The organism is Variovorax sp. FW301-JW7, from assembly GCF_058788795.1.
Genome location: NZ_JBYTBC010000006.1, coordinates 25,585 through 43,721 on the forward strand (window position 1 = coordinate 25,585; position 18,137 = coordinate 43,721).

At 68.9% G+C, this 18,137-nt stretch carries 19 protein-coding genes; 5 read left to right on the top strand and 14 right to left on the bottom strand.

Going from position 1 to position 18,137, the window contains the following annotated elements:
- Positions 1-68: 68 nt before the first annotated feature.
- Positions 69-1,271, bottom strand: coding sequence for an ammonium transporter (locus tag AC3WQM_RS17460; protein ID WP_062476947.1), 1,203 nt, complete (start codon positions 1,269-1,271; stop codon positions 69-71).
- A gap of 170 nt (positions 1,272-1,441) precedes the next feature.
- Complete coding sequence (locus AC3WQM_RS17465) at positions 1,442-2,404, bottom strand: LytTR family DNA-binding domain-containing protein (RefSeq protein WP_492680439.1); 963 nt, start codon at positions 2,402-2,404, stop codon at positions 1,442-1,444.
- Positions 2,405-2,560: 156 nt separating this feature from the next.
- On the opposite strand from AC3WQM_RS17465, the gene AC3WQM_RS17470 reads away from it, so the two are divergent.
- Positions 2,561-3,820, top strand: a complete 1,260-nt coding sequence (locus AC3WQM_RS17470) for an acyltransferase family protein (protein WP_492680441.1) — start codon at positions 2,561-2,563, stop codon at positions 3,818-3,820.
- On the opposite strand, the gene AC3WQM_RS17475 is transcribed toward AC3WQM_RS17470, so the two are convergent.
- On the bottom strand, positions 3,744-4,184 hold the full coding sequence (locus AC3WQM_RS17475) for a PaaI family thioesterase (RefSeq protein ID WP_492680443.1): 441 nt from the start codon (positions 4,182-4,184) through the stop codon (positions 3,744-3,746). The two genes, AC3WQM_RS17470 and AC3WQM_RS17475, sit on opposite strands and share 77 nt — an antisense overlap.
- A 232-nt stretch (positions 4,185-4,416) precedes the next feature.
- Between AC3WQM_RS17475 and AC3WQM_RS17480 the strand changes: the two genes are divergently transcribed.
- Positions 4,417-6,045 (top strand): DUF4139 domain-containing protein, encoded by a 1,629-nt coding sequence (locus tag AC3WQM_RS17480; RefSeq protein WP_492680445.1) that lies wholly within the window; start codon positions 4,417-4,419, stop codon positions 6,043-6,045.
- Between the two features lie 18 nt (positions 6,046-6,063).
- Here the strand turns inward: AC3WQM_RS17480 and AC3WQM_RS17485 are convergent, their stop codons facing one another.
- The 7 genes from AC3WQM_RS17485 to ylqF form a co-directional block, all read right to left on the bottom strand.
- A complete protein-coding gene (locus AC3WQM_RS17485) occupies positions 6,064-8,256 on the bottom strand; it encodes a TonB-dependent receptor (protein ID WP_492680447.1) in 2,193 nt (730 codons plus the stop codon).
- A gap of 26 nt (positions 8,257-8,282) precedes the next feature.
- A complete protein-coding gene (locus tag AC3WQM_RS17490; RefSeq protein ID WP_492680449.1) occupies positions 8,283-9,761 on the bottom strand; it encodes an ABC transporter permease subunit in 1,479 nt (492 codons plus the stop codon).
- Between the two features lie 15 nt (positions 9,762-9,776).
- On the bottom strand, positions 9,777-11,177 hold the full coding sequence (locus AC3WQM_RS17495) for an ABC transporter permease subunit (RefSeq protein ID WP_492680451.1): 1,401 nt from the start codon (positions 11,175-11,177) through the stop codon (positions 9,777-9,779).
- A gap of 4 nt (positions 11,178-11,181) precedes the next feature.
- Positions 11,182-11,886, bottom strand: coding sequence for an ABC transporter ATP-binding protein (locus AC3WQM_RS17500; RefSeq protein WP_062476970.1), 705 nt, complete (start codon positions 11,884-11,886; stop codon positions 11,182-11,184).
- Positions 11,887-12,006: 120 nt separating this feature from the next.
- On the bottom strand, positions 12,007-12,156 hold the full coding sequence (gene ykgO, locus AC3WQM_RS17505; protein ID WP_013542562.1) for a type B 50S ribosomal protein L36: 150 nt from the start codon (positions 12,154-12,156) through the stop codon (positions 12,007-12,009).
- 104 nt (positions 12,157-12,260) lie between these two features.
- Positions 12,261-12,728, bottom strand: a complete 468-nt coding sequence (locus tag AC3WQM_RS17510; protein WP_492680453.1) for a Fur family transcriptional regulator — start codon at positions 12,726-12,728, stop codon at positions 12,261-12,263.
- Positions 12,729-12,782: 54 nt separating this feature from the next.
- Positions 12,783-13,760, bottom strand: coding sequence for a ribosome biogenesis GTPase YlqF (gene ylqF / locus AC3WQM_RS17515; RefSeq protein WP_492680455.1), 978 nt, complete (start codon positions 13,758-13,760; stop codon positions 12,783-12,785).
- Between the two features lie 216 nt (positions 13,761-13,976).
- On the opposite strand from ylqF, the gene AC3WQM_RS17520 reads away from it, so the two are divergent.
- The 3 genes from AC3WQM_RS17520 (at position 13,977) to AC3WQM_RS17530 (ending at position 15,638) form a co-directional block, all read left to right on the top strand.
- On the top strand, positions 13,977-14,579 hold the full coding sequence (locus AC3WQM_RS17520) for a cell envelope protein SmpA (RefSeq protein WP_492680457.1): 603 nt from the start codon (positions 13,977-13,979) through the stop codon (positions 14,577-14,579).
- Positions 14,580-14,740: 161 nt separating this feature from the next.
- Positions 14,741-15,169 (top strand): CBS domain-containing protein, encoded by a 429-nt coding sequence (locus AC3WQM_RS17525; RefSeq protein WP_099791301.1) that lies wholly within the window; start codon positions 14,741-14,743, stop codon positions 15,167-15,169.
- Between the two features lie 106 nt (positions 15,170-15,275).
- Complete coding sequence (locus AC3WQM_RS17530) at positions 15,276-15,638, top strand: HPF/RaiA family ribosome-associated protein (RefSeq protein WP_062476985.1); 363 nt, start codon at positions 15,276-15,278, stop codon at positions 15,636-15,638.
- A gap of 12 nt (positions 15,639-15,650) precedes the next feature.
- On the opposite strand, the gene AC3WQM_RS17535 is transcribed toward AC3WQM_RS17530, so the two are convergent.
- The 4 genes from AC3WQM_RS17535 to AC3WQM_RS17550 all read right to left on the bottom strand — a co-directional run bounded on the left by AC3WQM_RS17535 (position 15,651) and on the right by AC3WQM_RS17550 (position 18,043).
- Positions 15,651-16,112, bottom strand: coding sequence for a MerR family transcriptional regulator (locus AC3WQM_RS17535; protein ID WP_369646327.1), 462 nt, complete (start codon positions 16,110-16,112; stop codon positions 15,651-15,653).
- Positions 16,102-16,518 (bottom strand): nuclear transport factor 2 family protein, encoded by a 417-nt coding sequence (locus AC3WQM_RS17540; RefSeq protein WP_095948937.1) that lies wholly within the window; start codon positions 16,516-16,518, stop codon positions 16,102-16,104. Before AC3WQM_RS17540 ends, AC3WQM_RS17535 begins: the two co-directional genes overlap by 11 nt.
- A gap of 104 nt (positions 16,519-16,622) precedes the next feature.
- On the bottom strand, positions 16,623-17,549 hold the full coding sequence (locus tag AC3WQM_RS17545; RefSeq protein WP_492680459.1) for an SDR family NAD(P)-dependent oxidoreductase: 927 nt from the start codon (positions 17,547-17,549) through the stop codon (positions 16,623-16,625).
- Positions 17,550-17,662: 113 nt separating this feature from the next.
- Positions 17,663-18,043, bottom strand: a complete 381-nt coding sequence (locus tag AC3WQM_RS17550; protein WP_492680461.1) for a response regulator — start codon at positions 18,041-18,043, stop codon at positions 17,663-17,665.
- Between the last annotated feature and the right edge of the window lie 94 nt (positions 18,044-18,137).

The following is an 18,137-nucleotide window of genomic DNA, read 5'->3' on the forward strand; positions in this document are numbered from 1 at the left end:
CAGCTGGCAAATTCGTGCCGTGCGCCGCAAATCCCCCGTTGCGGCTCATGTCCTGAGCCGCAACGCCCTCACCAATTCACTTCCCGCTCCGGCGTCGCCGAAATGTGGTGGATCGACAGATCCGCCCCGTCGTATTCCTCTTCCTGCGAGAGCCGCAGCCCCATCGTCGCCTTGAGCACGCCGTACACCACGGCGCCGCCGATCAGCGCCCAGACCACCCCAAGCAAGGTGCCGATGAGTTGCGCCCACAGGTTCACGCCGCCGATGCCGCCCAGCGCCTGGGTGCCGAAGATACCGGCCGCGATGCCGCCCCAGGTGCCGCACAGGCCGTGCAGCGGCCACACGCCGAGCACGTCGTCGATCTTCCATTTGTTCTGTGTGCGCGTGAACATGAAGACGAAGATGGCGCCGGCCACGCCGCCCGCCACGAGCGCGCCCAGCGGGTGCATGAGGTCGGAGCCGGCGCACACGGCCACGAGGCCGGCGAGCGGGCCGTTGTAGACGAAGCCGGGGTCGTTCTTGCCCATGGCCAGCGCCACCAGCGTGCCGCCGACCATGGCCATCAGCGAGTTGACGGCGACGAGGCCCGAGATCTTGTCGATGCTCTGTGCGCTCATCACGTTGAAGCCGAACCAGCCCACGCACAGCACCCACGCGCCCAGCGCCAGGAACGGGATGTTCGACGGCGGGTGTGCGCTCAGCGAGCCGTCGCCGCGGTAGCGGTTGCGGCGCGCGCCCAGCAGCAGCACGGCCGGCAGCGCGAGCCAGCCGCCCACGGCGTGCACGACGACCGAGCCGGCGAAGTCATGGAACTCATGGCCGGTGACCGAGGCGATCCAGCCCTGGATGCCGAAGGCCTTGTTCCAGGCGATGCCCTCGTACAGCGGGTAGACGAAACCGACGATCACCGCGGTGGCGATCAGTTGCGGCCAGAACTTGGCCCGCTCGGCGATGCCGCCCGAGATGATGGCCGGAATGGCCGCCGCGAAGGTCAGCAGGAAGAAGAACTTCACCAGCTCGTAGCCGCTTCTTGCCGACAGTTCGGTGGCGCTGACGAAGAAATGCGTGCCGTAGGCCACACCATAGCCCACCAGGAAATACACGATGGTCGACACCGAGAAGTCGACCAGGATCTTGACCAGCGCATTGACCTGGTTCTTCTTGCGCACGGTGCCCAGTTCCAGGAAGGCAAAGCCGGCATGCATGGCCAGGACCATGATGGCGCCGAGAAGGATGAACAGCGCGTCAGCGCCCTGTTTGAGTGCGTCCATGAGAGCTTCTTGCAGGTTTTTGGTTTGATTTGGTGCGTCGCACCCGAACGGCTCGGGGCGCCGGCGCAAGAAAGCAAAAATGGTGCCTGGAGGCTCTTGAATGGTGCGAAACGACCCAGGAATGAGCCGATTTCGCGGGACACGCACCGGATCGGAACGCGCCGAAACCCTCAGCCCGCGCCGCCGCGCAGCGCGTCGCGATACCGCCGGCTGCAGGGCACGCTCGTGCCGTCGTGCATGTGCAGCCGGGCGTCACCACCGTCCAGCGGCTCGATCTCCTTGATGCGGCCCAGGTTCACCGCGTGGCTGCGGTGCACGCGCACGAAGGTGGCGGGGTCGAGCTGGGTCAGGAAGTCGGTGAGCGTGGCGCGCAGCAGGTAGTCGTGGCCGTTGACGTGCAGCCCGACGTAGTTGCCCTCGGCCTGCAGCCAGTCGATGTCGGTGGCGGCGATGAGGAATTCGCGGCGCAGCTTGCGCACGAGAAAACGTTCGGGGCGGGCCACCACGGGCGATGGCGCCGGCGGCGCTTCGACAGCGGGCGCGGGAAGCACGGCAGCGTCGGTGGGTGCCTCGGCGGCCACCAGCGGCATCGCAGCCTCGGCCGCCCCTGCGTCCTCCGGCGCGTCGAGCACCCGCGCCTCCCCCTGCAGCCGCAGCATGAACAGCCGGTAGGCCCAGATGCCGAAGACCATCGACGCGTACGCGCGCACGTCCTTCAGGTATTCGTAGCCCCACTGGCCGCGCCAGTCCGCGAAGTCGTAGCGCTCGCCGACCGCCGCGTAGGCCAGCGCGCGCAGCGCGAACATGGCCACCACGTGCACCACGCTGAACACCACGCTGGCCACCGCATGCCCCGCCAGGTAGCGCAGCAGGTGCCTGCGCGGCAGCGGCGACAGCCAGCGCTCGACCGCCACGATGCCCGGCACCAGCGCCAGCAGCACGAGGTGGCTGGAACCCTCCCACACCAGAATCTCCCAGGTGGCGTGCGGCACGGCGCGCCGCCCTGCATCGACCAGCGCCACCGAGGTGTTGAACACGGCCTGCACCGCCATGACCACGATCCAGAAACCCACCTCCACGTACCGCCGGATCGGCTCGTAGCGTTCGTACAGGTTCTTGCGCGGGTCTCGCATGCGGGGAATTCTCGCGAAAACAGGCCCCTGGGGTCGGCCCATTTCGTCCCTGCGGGGCACCGCTCGTCACAAAGCGGGAGCGATCCGTCCCCTCGCCGACCCCCGCCGAGGCCGTGGGCCCGAGCATCGCGGCTTCTTCGCTTCGAGGCGCCTGCAATGACCACCGCAACCACCCACCCGGCCGACCCACGCCGCCACGACATCGACGCCCTGCGCGCCCTCGCCTTCCTGCTCGTCATCCTTTACCACGTGGGCATGTACTACGTGGCCGACTGGCCCTGGCACCTGAAGAGCCCGCACGCGGCCGAGTGGCTGCCGTGGCCGATGCGGGTGCTGAACCTGTGGCGCATGGACCTGGTCTTCCTGATCTCGGGCGTGTCGCTCGGTTTCCTGAGCCGGGGCCAGGGCACCTGGGGCCTGTTGCGCAGCCGGGGGCTGCGGCTGATGCTGCCGCTGGCCTTCGGCATGGCGGTGGTCGTGCCCTACCAGGCCTACGCCGAGGGCGTGGCGCGCGGGCTGGTGGCGCCGGGCTTCGGCACCTTCCTGCTGCGCTACCTGTCGATGGGCGCGCCGTGGCCCAAGGGCGCGTTCGCGGGGGCGGAGTTCGGCATCACCTGGAACCACCTCTGGTACCTGCCCTACCTGTTTCTCTACACGGCGCTGGTCGCGCTGACGTTGCCGCTGTGGCGCTCGGCCGCCGGCCAGTGGGTGCGGCGGCGCTTCAACGGGCTGCGCGGCTGGCAGCTGCTGGTGCTGCCGGCACTGCCGCTGCTGGTGTGGACGGTGCTGCTGGCGCGGCACTTTCCGGCCACGCACAACCTGGTGTGGGACTTCCACCTGCACGGCATCTACTTCACCGTCTTCCTCTACGGCTACTGGATGGGCGTGGACACGGGCATCTGGCACGAGCTCGAGCGGCTGCGCCGCGTGTCGCTGCTGCTGGCGGTGGCGGCGATCGGCGCGCTCATCGCGCTGCGCGTCGGGGCCCTTGTTGCGCCCCAGGGCCTGCTGATGGACGTGCTGCGCACCGCCTACCTGTGGCTCGCGGTCGCCACCATCCTCGGCCATGGCCACCGCCACCTGAACCGCCCCTGGCCCTGGCTGCGCTGGGCCAACGAGTCGGTCTACCCCTGGTACATGCTGCACCAGACGCTGATCGTCGCGGGGGTGGCGCTACTGGCACCGCTCGCGCTGGGCCCGGTGTGGGAACCGATGGCGCTGGTCGCCGTGACCATTGCCGGCTGCTGGCTGCTGACCGACGGGCTGATCCGCCGCATCGGCTGGCTGCGCCCGCTGTTCGGGCTGAAGCGCAAGCCCGAGGCCGAGCTTGCGGTGGTGCTTACGCCGCCGGCTTCGGCGTCGTCGACGCCTCGTCCACCGGCACCAGGATGGCGTTCGCCGTCGCCACGAGCTTGAGCGCGTCGTCGCCCTGACCTGCAGGCTGCGCGAACAGCTCGGCCCCGACGAACACCTGCTTGCGCCCCGCCTTCACCACGCGCCCGCGCGCCACGAAGGCCTCGCCGATGGCGGGCGAGATGCAGTTGATGGAGAAATGCGAGGCCAGCACGCGGCCCGCCACGGTGGCCGCCGCGAAGCCGCTCACGGTGTCGAGCAGCGCGGCGATCATCCCCGCGTGCAGGAAGCCGGCGTACTGGCCCATGTCTTCCTCGCGCCACTTCATGCGCAGTTCGGCCTGCCCGTCGGCGGCCTGTGTGACGTCGAAGCCGGCCCAGCGGTTGAAGGCGGCCGAACGGTTGATGGCCTGGATCGTGTCGAGCATGGCGGGTGTCCTCTCAAGATGAATGTGGAAAGTGAGGCCCACTCTAGAAAGCTGGACCGCCGCGCACCGTCTCTTGGGTGACCGGTTTGCCGCCGACAGATGCCTGCGCGACAGCAGCGTGCCCGCGTCACACCGGCGTCATGAAAAAAACTTCGCAACGCCTTAACCCCGTTCGCCCGCCCCGTCCGTAGAAGCGGAGATTCGTCACCGACTTTCTTCCGGAAGGCTTTCCATGCACACACCGTTCTCCGCCCGTCCCCTCCTGCGTGCCACCGCCGTCGCTGCCCTCTGGCTGGCCGCGGGTGCCGGCGCCCATGCGCAGCTGCAGGCCGATGCCTCGCGCATCACCCAGGTCAAGGTCTACCCCGGCAGCGCCACGGTGGAGCGCGTGGCGCGCGTCGCGGCGGGCAGCCGCTCGGTCACCTTCGCCTGCCTGCCGGCCGGGCTCGACGTGCAGAGCCTGCAGGTGTCGGCCGGCGCAGCGGTGCGCGTGGGCGAGACTTCGGTGCTCAGCGAGGCGCGTGAGCTTTCGGCGAACTGCGCCACCAGCGCGCTCGACGGTCGCATTCGCGAGCTCGAAGACCAGAAGGCCGCGCTGCAAGCCGAGACCGATGCGCTGGGCATGGTCACGGGGTATCTCAAGGGGCTGTCGGGCGGCGAGTCGGGCCCCGGCGCGCGTGCGCCGATCGACGCGCGCAACCTCACAGCCGTGACCGACGCGATGCGCCGCTCGGGCCAGGACGCGCTGCTCAAGCAGCACCAGATCCAGCGCCGCCAGACCGACCTCGACCGCCAGCTCCAACCGCTGCTGGCCGAGCGCGGTCGCACGCAGGGCCAGGGTGCGCAGGTGACGGCCGTGACCGTCACGCTGGCCGCCAGTGCCGACGCCGACGTGAAGCTCAGCTACCAGGTCAACGGCCCGGGCTGGACACCCAGCTACCGCGCGCTGCTCGACACCACGACGCGCAAGGTGCGCATCGAGCGCCAGGCGCTGGTAGCGCAGGCCACGGGCGAGGACTGGCGCGGGGTGAAGCTGGTGCTGTCCACCGGCCAGCCACGCCGCGAGACCACGGGGCGCACGCCGAGCGCATGGCGCATCGGCATCGAGCCACCGCCGCGTGCGAACGCCGACTTGGCGTATATGGCCGCGCCGATGGCCGCCGCCCCCTCGCCCATTGCCGCCGACCGCAAGATGGCCATGGAGCGCGTGCGCGAGCCGCTGTTCGACGTGAGCGTGTTCGACAACAGCTTCGCCACCGAATTTGCCGTCCCGCAAAGCATCGACGTGCCTTCCAACGGCCAGCGCGTGACCCTGGCGCTGGGCCAGCACGAGGACACGGCGCAACTTGCCGCGCGCACCAGCCCGCGCGTGGACCCGAGCGCCTTCCTGGTCGCCGAGATGGCACAGCCCGCGGGCGTGTGGCCGGCCGGCCCGATGCAGCTGTACCGCGACGGCAACTTCGTCGGCCAGGGCCGCTGGAACGCGCCGAGCGACGCGAAGCTCACGCTCTCGTTCGGCCGCGACGAGCTGGTGCGCGTGCAGGTCGAGCCCGAGCGCGACAACCAGGGCTCGGGCGGCTTCGTCGGCTCGCGCGCCGAGCGCCAGGTGCAGCGTGCCTATGTGGTGGAGAACCGCCATCGCACGCCGATCGCGGTGCAGGTGCTGGAGGCCGCGCCGGTGTCGGTCGACGAGCAGGTGCGCGTGACCACGCGCTTTGCGCCGCAACCGGCCGATCAGGCCTGGAACAAGCAGCCGGGGCTGGCGATGTGGCGCTTCGACCTGGACGCGGGGCAGACGGCGCGCGTGTCAGCGGACTACACGATCGGATATCCGAAGGATGCGCGGTTGCAGATGCGCTGAGCACGCACCGCGGCGGCGTCAGAAGTCGAACTTCGCCGACACCTCGAAGGTCCGCCGCGGCGCCAGCAGCACCTGGCTCGCGGCGCGGCCGGTCCAGGTCGCGTAGAGCCGGTCCGTCAGGTTGCGCACGCGAAAACTCAGCAGCGCATTCTTCAGGCGGTAGCTCACGGCCGCATCGACCGTGGTGAAGCCGTTGATGCGGATCTGGTTGGCGTTGTCGGTGTACATCGGCCCCGTGTGGTTCAGCGACGCGAAGTACTCGAACTTCGAGCCGTCGGGCCGGTAGGTGGCGAAGACGTTGGCCATGCGCTCGGGCACGTTCGGCGGGGTCTTGCCCACGCGCGAGACGTTGCCCGCTTCCACCAGCGTGTCGAAGCGCGCATCGAGCGCCGCGAGGTTGCCCGCCAGCGTCCATTCGCGCGTGGGCTTCCACACGGCCGACAGCTCGAGGCCGCGTGACGACTGGCGGCCGTTGTTCACGGTGGTGGCCGCGTTGTTCGGGTCGCGCGAGAGCACGTTGTCGAGTTCGATCTTGTACAGCGCCGCGGTCCACTCCAGGTTGGCCGCGGGCAGGCTCTGCTTGAAGCCCACCTCGGCTTGCTTGCCGCGCGACATAGGGAACGCGGCGTTCGAGGCCGACAGCAAGAACAGCGACCCGACCGGCAGCGTGGCGTTGGTGTACTGCGCATACAGGCTCGACTGCGGCGACAGGTCGTACACCGCGCCGAGGCGCCCCGAGGTGGCGCGGTAGCTCGCGCCGAAGCGCGCGACGCTGCCCGCGTTCAGGTCCCAGATGCGGCGGTCGACCTCGGTGCGGTCGTGGCGCAGGCCGCCGACCAGCGTGAGGTCGCGCATCGGCTTGAGCGCGTCTTCCACGAAGACCGAGGCAACCTTCACGCGCGAGAAGGTGTCGGCGCGGTTGCCCGCGCCGGTGGTCAGCGCGGGGTTGTCGTCGAAGTAACCGGTGTACGGGTCGAACACGGGCACACGCAGTTGCGCGGCGGTGGCGGGGCTGCTGTTCGAGAAACGGCGCTGGCTGCCGAAGCGGGTTTCGCCGTACTCGCCGCCGACGACGAAGCGGTTGTCCAGGCCGGCGATCTTTCCCTTGTGTGTGGCGTCGAAGCGGTCGAGCCAGAAGTCCTGGTCGTGCGTGATGAGCGTCTGGTCGCGCGCGATGCTGGCCTGCGGAACGAAGGTGGCACTCTCGGAGTTGCGGAACATGCGCTTGGACTGGTTGGCCGAGAACTCGTTGCGCCACGACCAACCGCCGTCCAGTTGCCCCGTGAGGCGCGCGCGCAGCCAGTAGGTCTCCGACGAATTCTCGTCGTCGCGCACGTTGTAGTTGGTGCGCGCCATGCGCCGGTCGATCACGCGGCCGTCGGGCGTGCTGACCACGTTCGTCGGCTGCGTGGCGAAGCTGCGCGGCACGAGCGGCGTGCCCCAGTAGGCGTCGTTGTCGTCGCGCAGGTAATCGAACGACAGGTCGAGCTTCACCGAGCCGCCCAGGTCCACCAGCAGGCCGCTCGTGAAGTGGTCGATGCGCTCGCCGTTGCGGTCGATGGTGCCCACCTTCGTGTCGTTGCGGCTGTAGTCGAGCCGGTAGGCGCTGGCCTCGCCGAGTGCGCCGCCGAAGCCGAAGGCCGCGCGCGTGGAGCCATAACTGCCATACGAAAGCAGCGCTTCCTTGTGCGGGTTGCTGCGGTCGGGCCGCTTGGTCACGAAGTTGACGATGCCGCCGATGGCGCCCTCGCCGTCGAGCACAGAGGCCGGGCCCTTGAGCACTTCGATGCGTTCGTAGTTCCAGGTGTCCTGCACGCGGTTGGTGACGCCCGCGCCCGAGCTGCGCACGCCGTCGTACAGGTACATGAGGCTGGTGAAGCCGCGCAGCGACAGCGTGGTCGGCGACGAGGGCGGGCCGCCGCCCGACAGGCCCGCCATGCCGCGCAACGCCTCGCTGAAGGTGCGCGCGCCGCGCTGCTGGATCGCGTCCTGCGACAGGATCTCGACCGAGGCCGGCGTCTCGCGCACCGACAGGCCCAGGCGCGAAGCCGTGCCGCTCGAATCATCGAGGTGCAGGCTGTTCGCATCACGGCTGCCTTCGATGGTGACGGTGCCGAGTTCGGCGTTGTTGTTGCTGCTGTCTTGTGCAGAGGCGACCTGCAAGGCGGTGAAGGCGGCCAGCGCGACGGTGGTGCGGGTGAACGGGGTCATGGTGCGTAGAAGAAATGAAGAAAGCGTCAAGCCACCGAGAAGCGCCGAAGCCGCCAGGCCGCGAGGCCGAACAGCAGCAGGCTCGGCACCAGCAGTTGCAGCACGGCGAGCGCGGCCTGCCCGCGCACGAGGTCGGCGGGCTCCTCGCGCCAGGCGAAGGTGGGCATGTGGTCGAAGTCGGCCGGGGCGAGCGCATCGCGCGCATCGATGCGCGGGAAGAAGAAGGCCTTCCAGGCTTCGTGGTGCGCCACGGTCTGGGCGTCGAAGCGCGCATGGCGGCGTGCGCCGTTGCCGGCCAGCGCGGTCATGCCTTCGTAGGCCACGGCCGCCGGCGACACGGCGCCGAAGCGGCCCACCAGCGCCTGCTGTTGCGCCTGCTGCGCATCGAAGCGAGCGAGCGCGGGGCGGATCGCTTCGTCGACCTCGCGCTGGATGCGGTAGTTGGCCAGCGAGCGGCCGGCGATCTCGATCTTGCCGTCGCGCGGCACGAGGATGGCGCCCTGCCCCACGTGCTGGTACTCGGTGCCCAGCAGGTCCTGGTAGCGCTTCATCGCCTCGGCCGTGACCACGCGCTGGCGCGTGGCCAGCTCGGTGCGCGACGGCGCGGGCGCGGCCTGCGTGACGGCCAGGTTCAGCAGCACCGGCGCCACGAGCACCAGCAGCACCCAGGCGATGACGAGCACCATCGCGTTCGTCGCCGACGAAGCACCGAAGGCGTTCACCGCCACCACCAGCGCGAACCAGAACAGCGCGTAGGCGCCCACGAGCAGCGCCCACCACAGCGTGGCGCTGCCCGCGCCGCCGGCGGTGAGCCCCGCATGGCGCGCAATCCACAGCACCGCCACCGGCAGCAGCACCGCCGGCCCCAGCAGCACGGCGGCGCGCACCGTGAGCTTGCCCGCGAGCAGCGTGCGCAAGCGCAGCGGTTGCGACAACAGCAGGCGCAAAGTGCCGTTCTCGCGCTCGGCCGACAGCAGGTTGTAGCTGAGCGCGAAGATGAGCAGCGGCAGCAGGTAGACGATGACAAAGGCCAGGTCGAAATGCCCGCTCAGCAGGTGCCACGGGTTCTCGATGTCGCTCGGGTTCATGAACACGACGCGGCTCTGGTTCGTGACCTGGTACTGGCTCGGGAACAGGTCGCTTTGCCCCAGCGCCACCGGGCCCAGCGGCGCGGTCGGCAGCAGCACGTGCTGGCCGCCGTAGCCGCTCGCCATGCGCGAAGGGTCGGCCGGGTTCTCGAAGGGCGTGGGCTGCGCGGTGCCGGCCAGGATGGCTTCGAGCAGCGTGCGCTGCGCGGTGCGGGTGTCGCGATCGGCCTGCGCCACGGCCGCCTGCGCGCGGTCGCGCTGGGCGGTCTGCAGCAGGCCGTTGCCCAGCGCATAGGCCACGAGCAAAAGGAACAACGCGCCGACGACCCAGAGGCCGCGCTCGGCAAGCATCAGGCGCACTTCCTGGCGCATCACGGCCAGCAGGCGGCGGCCTTGGGGAGGATGGAGGGAGGACATGGGTGGCATCCCCTCTCAGAGCGCGCGCTGGCGCAAGGTGGCGAAGGCCGCGAACGCCGCCGCGAGCAGCAGGCCGGCGCACAGCACGAGGAAGCTGCGCGCCTGGTGCCGCAGCGCCCACCCGGCCCCCGGCGGGTGGTAGTCGAAGGGCGGCACGGTGGCCCAGAGCTCGGGCGTGGCCTGGTAGGAGAAGTGGCGGTCGCCGAGCGGATCGGCATGCGCCACGAGGTCCTTGCTCATCAGGTCCTGGATATTGCGGCGGTGCAGCTCGGCGGCCGTGGTGAAGCGGCGGTGGTGCGAGAAGTCGGTGCCCGCCATGCCCATCGAGAAGCTGCGCACCGCAAGCAGCGGCAGCAGCAGGCCGCTCCACTCCTGCACTTTCTGCTGCTGTTCCCAGGTGTCCCACAGGCGGCCGTAATGGCGGTCGTACACGGGGTACGAGGCCTGGTCGTCCAGGCGCAGCGCAATGCCCCACTTGCTCAGCGGCACATCACGCCCCCAGCGCTCGGTGGTGCCGAAGTTCTGCTGCCAGACCTGGTTCGACACGGCCTTGAGTTCCGCGCCCAGCGCTTTGTTGAACTCGAGCCGCGTCGGGCTCGGGAACCACGTGCGCGAGAGTTCGGAGAGCACGCGCGGCGCCATCACGGCCTGCCCGATCCACAGCGCGAGCAGCACGGTGATCGCCATGCGCGAGGTGGACGACAGCGCCGACACGCCCAGCACCAGGCACACGAAGATGCCGAGGTAGACCGCGTAGCCCAGCGACCACGCGCCCAGCCGCAGCAGCGCATCGACGCGCCCGCCCGGCTCCGCGCCCACCGCCACGGCCACGGCCGCCACGAGGGCCGCCGGCACCAGCAGCACCGCGAGCAGCGCCGACAGCGCGAGCGCCTTGCCGGCCAGCAGCCGCAGCGGCGCCACGCCCAGGCTCAGCGTCTGGCGCAGGATGCCCTGCTCGCGCTCGCCCGCGAAGGCGTTGAAGCCCAGCACGATCACCAGCAGCGGGCCGAGCACCTGCAGGATCCAGCCCACCGACAGGTTGCCGAAGCGCTGCAGGCCGGTCGCGTCCTGCGCGGCATTGAACTTGACCTCGCTCTGGCGGTGCGCCTGCAGCCACACGGTGCTGCCGATGTAGGGGTTGATGCCCGCATCGACCATCGACAGCGGCGGCTCGGGCTTGAAGGCATGCATGCCCTGGTGCGCGGCGTCGTGCGGATGGCGCTTGTCCTGGTGCAGCCAGTCGCGGTAGTCCATGGCCTGCGCGGCCACCTGCTCGGCATGCGCGCCGCGCTGGTGCGCCCAGCCGACGGCCAGCGCGGTGAAGAGCAGCACGGCCACGAGCCCGCCGGCCCAGTACAGGCGGCCATCGCGCAGGCGTTCGGTGAATTCGCGTCGGGCGATCCAGCGCATCGTCATCGGGTCAGGCCCTCATGTGTTGCAGGTAGAGGGACTGCAGGTCGGTCTGCCCGATCTGCGCGCCGTCGAGGCTTTCGACCAGCCGACCGCGCTTCATGATCCCGACGCGCGTGGCGGTCTGCTGCGCGTGGAACAGGTCGTGCGTGGTGGTGAGCACGGCCACGCCGCGGTCGGCCGCGCGGCGCAGCAGGTCGGAGAACTCGGCCGCGGCATGCGGGTCGAGCCCCGAGGTGGGCTCGTCGAGCAGCAGCGCCTTGGCCTCTTTGGCCAGCGCCACCGCGATCCACACCTTCTGGCGCATGCCCTTCGAATACATGCTGACGCGCTTGTCGGCGGCGGCGTGGTCGAGCCCCACCTCGGTCATCAGCGCGAGCAGGCGTTCGCGTGGCAGCTCGTGGCCCAGCGCCAGGCCGGCGAAGAAGCGCAGGTTTTCCAGGCCCGAGAGCGTGCCGTAGAGCGTGACCTGCTCAGGGATGTACGCCACGTCCTGCTTGGTCGCGACCGGGTGGCGCGTGACGTCGGTGCCGTTGATCTGCACCGTGCCGTCGGTCGGCGCGATGAAGTTCAGGAACAGGTTGATGGTCGTCGTCTTGCCCGCGCCGTTGGCACCCAACAGGCAGTAGATGTCGCCGCCGCGGATGTCGAGGTCGAGGCGATCGAGCGCGGTGTGCGCGCCGTAGCGTTTGGTGAGGCCGGAGGCTCGGAGCATGGCGGAGGGGTTCCGATGGAAGGAAGAAAGGAAAGACGCGCGCAGGCACGCCCCGGCGTAGGCACGCCGATGCGGTCGTCGAGTGGGAATGAAGGCGACGGCGGCAGAGCCGCCGAATGCTCAGCGCTTGTTCTTGTTTTTCGCGCCGCCTTGCCGCGCCTTGAAGCGCGGGTTGGACTTGCAGATGACGTAGGTGCGGCCGCGCCGCGTCACCACCTGGCAATCGCGGTGACGCTTCTTGGCTTCCTTGAGCGAGGACAGGACTTGCATGTGCGTGGCCGGGGAGTTCGTTCGGACACGCGAATATACGTTATTGCGAATTCATTCTCAATAACTTTGTTAACCATTCCCCGCACTCCGGGGCTCTGCCGTCGTCAGTGCGGCGGGTGCGCCTTCGGCGCCTTCGGCGCCTTCGCGTCGGCGTCGACGCAGGCCGCGCACAGGCCATGCAGCGTGACCTCGTGGTGCGTCACCTGGAAGCCCTTGGGCGCCAGGTCGTGCATCGGCCCCGGGCAGGCGTGCAGCAGGAACACCTGCCCGCAGTGCGAGCAATGAAAGTAGTGATGGTGGTGATGCCCCGCGTCGCCACCGGCGCCGTGCGAATGGTGGTCGTGCGGATCAGCCTTGCAGGCCACTTCATAGCGCGCGGGCTCGCCCGGCAGTTCGACCTTGGCGATCTCACCATCGGCCAGCAGCAGCGAGACCTGGCGGTATACCGTCGACAGGCTGATCTCGGGCACGATGGCCCGTGCGTGTTCGAGGATTTGGGGGGCGGTCAGCACGCGACCGGCGTCGCTGAAGGCAGAGAAAACGGCGTTGCGCTGGCGCGTGAGACGTTGCATGTCTCGATGATAGGGGCGGCCCGCGCGGCGTTCAGCGTGCCGCGCGCAAGACCTTCACTCGTCCGCCGTGCGACTGCCGTCCGCGGGCGCGGCTTCAGGCTTCTGCTTGCCCTTCTTGCCACGCGCCGCCTTCTTCGCGGCCCGTTCGGCATCGGCGCGCTGGCCGGCGGCCAGCCACTGCGCGAACTCTTCGGGCGTCTCGAGCGTGATGCGCCCCAGGTTGCCGGCGCGGAACTCGTGCATCACGATCTCGGCGGCCTTCTGCAGGTTGACCTTGCCCTTGCCCAGCAGCGCGCCGCGCTTGCGGCCGATGGTGTCGAGCACGTCCTCGTCCTTCATGCCGGCCAGGGTGGCGGTGTCGAGTTCCGTGAGCTTGAAGCGCGCGACAAGACCGTCGGCGTAGTTCGCCTTGAGGTAGTCGAGCAGCTCCAGCGCCACTTCTTCTTCATCGAACGCATTGCGCCCCACCGCGCCGCTGGCCGCGAGGTTGTAGCCGCTCTTGGGCACGATGATGCGCGGCCACAGCATGCCGGGCGTGTCCCACAGGTAGAAGTCGTCGGCCAGCGTGATGCGCTGCTCGAGCTTGGTGATGCCGGCCTCGTCGCCGGTCTTGGCCTTGCGCCCGCCGGTGAGCGTGTTGATGAGGGTCGACTTGCCCACGTTGGGAATGCCGCAGATCAGCACGCGCATCGGCTTGGCCATGCCGCCGCGGTTGGGCGACAGCTCGTGGCAGGCGCGCACGATGCGCTGCGCGGGCATGGTCAGGCTGGCATCGAGCGCGATGGCGCGGGTGTCGGGCAGCGCGTTGTAATGTGCCAGCCAGGCCTCGGTGCGCGCGGGGTCGGCCAGGTCCTGCTTGTTGAGCACCTTCAGCGTGGGCCGCCCGGCCGTGAGCTCGGCCAGCATCGGGTTGGCGCTGGAGCCGGGCAGGCGCGCGTCGAGCAGCTCGATCACCACGTCGATGTCCTTCACCCGTTCGGTGATGGCCTTCTGGGTCGAATACATGTGACCGGGGAACCACTGGATCGCCATCGATGGATGCTCTTTCTTTCGCGCTGTCTGGAAGGGGACCGGCCTCGCAGGCCGGGTGCGCATTGTGAACCGGGAAACGGACCGATTCCTCGATGCTGCGCTTTTGATAGCACCAACTGGCGTATTCACTGGCTTGTTGGCCGCCAGATCACCCCTAGAATCCGCGCGCTGCGCCTGCAGCCGTTTCAAAAAGTCACACCGAGGGAGATCCTTTTCATGGTCCAGCGCCTTGCCGCCGCCGCCCTGCTCGCGGCCACCACCATCCTGTCCGCCACCGCGGTGCATGCCCAGCGCCCGTCGCCGCCGCCCGGCCCGCTGACCGACGGCTTCCTGTGCTGCAACATGCGCACGTACGGCGACTCGATCAGCGACATCAACTACGACGAGCAGGGCACGAGCATCGTCGCCGTGGGCACGCCTGCGCGCATCACGGCCTACGACTTCCGCTTCTTCAACGTCGATCTCGCGGGCAAGCCCCAGCGCATCAAGAACGACTACAGCCGCAACATCACGCTGATCGACTTCGCCAAGCGCTACGTGGTCACCGAAGACCCGAAGCGCAAGATCGCGAGCTTCCCGCCCGCGGTGGGCGCGGCCATCGTCGCGGGCAAGGTGATGCCCGGCATGACGCGCGAACAGGTGCTCATGGCGATCGGCTACCCGGTGGCCAGCGAGAACCCGAGCCTGGACGCATCGGTGTGGCGCTACTGGCGCGACAGCTGGTCGGAGTTCCAGGTGAACTTCGACGCGCAAGGCCTCGTGAAGGACGTCGCGGGCAACGCCGTGGCGCTGAGCCGCGTGCTCGCCACGGCCCCCTGAACACCCTCTGAGGACACCGGGGTTCGTGTGCGCGGCATGACACGCGCAACACCCCGGAGGGTTTTGCATCGCACGGGGCGATTCCGCCCCTATGATTTGTCCGAAGCACGGCGCCGCCACGTGCGTCGGCCGGATCGAAACCCCTGAATGGAGTGCCTGCGATGAAACCCGTCTCCGAACTGCTCAAGCGCCACGATTCCGCCGCCTGGCGCACCTCGCCCGACACCAGCGTGTTCGACGCGCTGGCCACGCTGGCGCATTTCGAGGTGGGCGCGCTCATGGTGATGGACGGCGAAAAGCTCGTGGGCTTTCTGTCCGAGCGCGACTACACCCGCAAGGTGGCGCTGCAGGGCAAGAACTCCAAGGAGGTGAAGGTCTCCGAGATCATGACGCCCGACGTGATGACCGTCACCCCGCAGACCCAGACCCACGCCTGCATGGCGCTCATGAGCCAGCGCAAGTTCCGCCACCTGCCCGTGGTCGACGGCGACAAGGTGGTCGGCATGATCTCGATTCAAGACCTGATGGACGACATCATTTCCGAGCACGAGCAGACCATCACGCAGCTGACCAGTTACATCCAGAGCTGAGCGCGCTGCCATGCCCCCGGAAAAGAGGGGCAACACACCTACGCGCAGGGGCACTCTTTCGGGTGCACAGTGAAGGCTCGTTCACCATCCAGCAGGGACATACGCAATGCAGATCCAGGTCAACACGAGCAATGGCATCACCAACAAGGACACGCTGGAGCGCTGGGCAGACACCGAGATCAAGCAGCACCTGAGCCGTTTCGTCGAAGATGTGACGCGCGTCGAGGTGCACCTGAGCGACGAGAACCACGACAAGGCCGGCGGCGGCGACAAGTGCTGCGTGATGGAAGCACGCCTGGCGCACCACCAGCCGCTCGCGGTGACACAGCATGCCACCAGTCTCGACGAGGCCTTCCGCGGCGCGGCCGACAAGCTCAAGCGCCTGCTCGACAACACGCTGGGCCGCCTGAACAACCACCGCGCCCGCGATTCGATCCGCCGCGACGGCGAGGGCTTCGTCGCCGAGTAGTCGAGTCGAAGCTCAGCGCGCCGGCTTGCGCTTCGGCGCGGGCAGGCGCTGCGGCGTTTCCACCGGAATGAGCGGCGGGCGCCGCCCGTCGGCCATCCAGGCGTCGTAGAAATCGATCTTGCGATCGACCAGCGACAGCGCCTGCTGCCAGTCGGCAATGGTCTGGTGCACGCGCGCGCGGTGCGCCTCGAGCAGGTCGCGCCGCTGGCGCAGCGTGGCCTTGCCCTGCAATGCGAGCGCCGTGTAGTCGCGCATCTCGGCAATCGACATGCCGGTGCGGCGCAGCCGGTCCATCAGGTCGAGCCAGCCCACATGCAGCTCGCCGTACACGCGCCGCCCGCCCGCATCGCGCGCCACGCCGGGCACGAGGCCCTGCGATTCGTACCAGCGGATGGCGTGCACCGTGCGACCGGTGCGCGCGGCCAGCTCGCCGATGTGGAACGACGGCGTGGCAGTGCTGGCGTCAGCCGGCATGGGCGGTCGGCGCGTCGAGCGCCCGCTCGACCAGCGCGGTGTCGAAGTACTCGGTCAATGTTTTCACCTGGCCTCCTTCGAGTCGGTAGACGTAGCAATAGCGGTTGTTGTAGCGCTTGCCGGCCTTGGTGGGCACGTCGCCGCTGAACAGCACCACCACGCGGTCGCCTTCCGCAATGATGCATTCGGTCTTGCTCACATAGGGCCCGGCGAATTGCCCGAACAGCGGCTTGATCAGCTCTTCGCGGATCGCCTGCTTGCCCTGGTAGGTGCGCGACCAGGGCGTGCTGCCTTCCAGCGTCCAGCTGGCGTCGTCGGCCAGGCTGTCGATGAAGGCCTGGCCGTTGCCCTTGTCCAGCTCCGCGTGGATGCGCTGGACCAGGGCCTTGTTGTCGATCGTGTGCATGGCGTGATTTCCTTGGATGAATGAAGACACCGGACATCCGGTGAATTCATTGGAAATGCTCGAGTGCGCTCGAAGTCAAGCGCCATGCACCGAGTGACGAAAGTTCAGCCCCGGCCGGCGTTCGCCTGGCCCTTGGCGACTTCGTTCGCGCCCTGGGCAGCGCCGCTTTGCGGCACGGCCTCGCCTTCGCGCGCGGTCACTTCCGACAGGCGCGCGGCCAACTGCTCGGGCGTGTCGGCGGCAATGCCCAGCCAGGCGCCCAGCGTCAGCGTGATGTGGGCGGCCTCGAAGGTGCCGGCGCCGGCACAGAGGATGGTGCGGTTGGGCGCGTCCTGCGCGGCCAGCACCAGCATCGCGGGCACCACGGCCTCGGGGCGGAAGGCCTCGAGCATGTCCTTGGGGAACAGGTCTTCCGTCATGCGCGTGGCGGCGGTGGGCGCCAGGCAGTTCACGCGGATGTCGTTCTTGGCACCTTCGATGCTCAGCGTCTGCATCAGGCCCACCAGCGCCAGCTTGGCGGCGCCGTAGTTGCTCTGGCCGAAGTTGCCGTACAGGCCCGACGACGAGGTGGTCATCACGATGCGGCCGTACTTCTGCTCGTTCATGAGCGCCCAGACGGCCTTGGTGCAGTTCACGGCGCCCATCAGGTGCACGTCGACCACGAGCTTGAAATCGTCCAGCTCCATCTTGGCGAAGCTCTTGTCGCGCAGGATGCCGGCGTTGTTCACCAGGATGTCGACGCGGCCCCAGGCGTCGACCGCCTGCTTGACCATGGCCTGCACGGCCTCGAAGTCGGTCACCGAGGCGCCGTTGGCAATGGCTTCGCCGCCGGCCGCCTTGATCTCGTCGACCACCGCCTGCGCGGCGCTGACCGAGCCGCCGGAGCCGTCGCGCGCGCCGCCCAGGTCGTTGACCACCACCTTGGCGCCGCGCGCCGCCAGTGCCAGCGCATGCTGGCGGCCCAGGCCGCCGCCCGCGCCGGTCACGATGGCCACGCGGCCCTTGAAGTCGATGGAGGTGCTGTTGCTCATGGGTCTCTGCTCGCTGTCTGTAGGGGGTTGGGAAAGGGGGTGCCGACGGGCGGCAACCCGGCGTTTTACCTCAGTTCCCCGCCCCGTTTGCCCTCGGGCGCCCCTCGCGGGAGTCACCCATGCGACGGCTGGACGGTCGCGCAGTACGCGACCAGCTGGTCGAGCTCGGCCGATTTGTCGAAGAAGGCGTCAGCCCCCAGTTGCTGCGAGCGCAGGCGCATGGCGGCGGTGGCGTAGTTGCTGAGCACCACCACCTTCTGGTGCGGCGAGCGCTGGCGGCAGGCGTTCAGCACGGCCAGGCCGTTGCCGCGCTGCAGGAACAGGTCGACGATGGCCAGGTCCCAATCGCTCTTGTGATCGCGCAGCCAGTCGAGCGCTTCGTCGGCGGTGCTGGCCGAGGCGATCACGTGCGCATCGGCCACGTCCTCGAGAAAGTCGACCAGGTTCTCGCGGATCACCGGACTGTCCTCGACCAGGTAGGCGTGGAGCGTCATGGTGGGAGTCTCGGGTCCGGAACTTGGCAGCGCATGGCGCCATCTTCCGGGCTGGCCGCAGGGCCACGGTGAGCCGGACAGGCCAATGGCTGTA

Bases quoted from the DNA above. Each gene is read 5' to 3' on its own strand.
- AC3WQM_RS17495 (WP_492680451.1), bottom strand. From the start codon at position 11,177: ATGACGATGCGCTGGATCGCCCGACGCGAATTCACCGAACGCCTGCGC.
- AC3WQM_RS17475 (WP_492680443.1), bottom strand. From the start codon at position 4,184: ATGCTCGACACGATCCAGGCCATCAACCGTTCGGCCGCCTTCAACCGC.
- AC3WQM_RS17535 (WP_369646327.1), bottom strand. From the start codon at position 16,112: ATGCCGGCTGACGCCAGCACTGCCACGCCGTCGTTCCACATCGGCGAG.
- AC3WQM_RS17545 (WP_492680459.1), bottom strand. From the start codon at position 17,549: ATGAGCAACAGCACCTCCATCGACTTCAAGGGCCGCGTGGCCATCGTG.
- AC3WQM_RS17530 (WP_062476985.1), top strand. From the start codon at position 15,276: ATGCAGATCCAGGTCAACACGAGCAATGGCATCACCAACAAGGACACG.
- AC3WQM_RS17525 (WP_099791301.1), top strand. From the start codon at position 14,741: ATGAAACCCGTCTCCGAACTGCTCAAGCGCCACGATTCCGCCGCCTGG.
- AC3WQM_RS17550 (WP_492680461.1), bottom strand. From the start codon at position 18,043: ATGACGCTCCACGCCTACCTGGTCGAGGACAGTCCGGTGATCCGCGAG.
- AC3WQM_RS17540 (WP_095948937.1), bottom strand. From the start codon at position 16,518: ATGCACACGATCGACAACAAGGCCCTGGTCCAGCGCATCCACGCGGAG.
- AC3WQM_RS17480 (WP_492680445.1), top strand. From the start codon at position 4,417: ATGCACACACCGTTCTCCGCCCGTCCCCTCCTGCGTGCCACCGCCGTC.
- ykgO (WP_013542562.1), bottom strand. From the start codon at position 12,156: ATGCAAGTCCTGTCCTCGCTCAAGGAAGCCAAGAAGCGTCACCGCGAT.
- AC3WQM_RS17500 (WP_062476970.1), bottom strand. From the start codon at position 11,886: ATGCTCCGAGCCTCCGGCCTCACCAAACGCTACGGCGCGCACACCGCG.
- AC3WQM_RS17470 (WP_492680441.1), top strand. From the start codon at position 2,561: ATGACCACCGCAACCACCCACCCGGCCGACCCACGCCGCCACGACATC.
- AC3WQM_RS17460 (WP_062476947.1), bottom strand. From the start codon at position 1,271: ATGGACGCACTCAAACAGGGCGCTGACGCGCTGTTCATCCTTCTCGGC.
- AC3WQM_RS17485 (WP_492680447.1), bottom strand. From the start codon at position 8,256: ATGACCCCGTTCACCCGCACCACCGTCGCGCTGGCCGCCTTCACCGCC.
- AC3WQM_RS17465 (WP_492680439.1), bottom strand. From the start codon at position 2,404: ATGCGAGACCCGCGCAAGAACCTGTACGAACGCTACGAGCCGATCCGG.
- ylqF (WP_492680455.1), bottom strand. From the start codon at position 13,760: ATGGCGATCCAGTGGTTCCCCGGTCACATGTATTCGACCCAGAAGGCC.
- AC3WQM_RS17520 (WP_492680457.1), top strand. From the start codon at position 13,977: ATGGTCCAGCGCCTTGCCGCCGCCGCCCTGCTCGCGGCCACCACCATC.
- AC3WQM_RS17510 (WP_492680453.1), bottom strand. From the start codon at position 12,728: ATGCAACGTCTCACGCGCCAGCGCAACGCCGTTTTCTCTGCCTTCAGC.
- AC3WQM_RS17490 (WP_492680449.1), bottom strand. From the start codon at position 9,761: ATGTCCTCCCTCCATCCTCCCCAAGGCCGCCGCCTGCTGGCCGTGATG.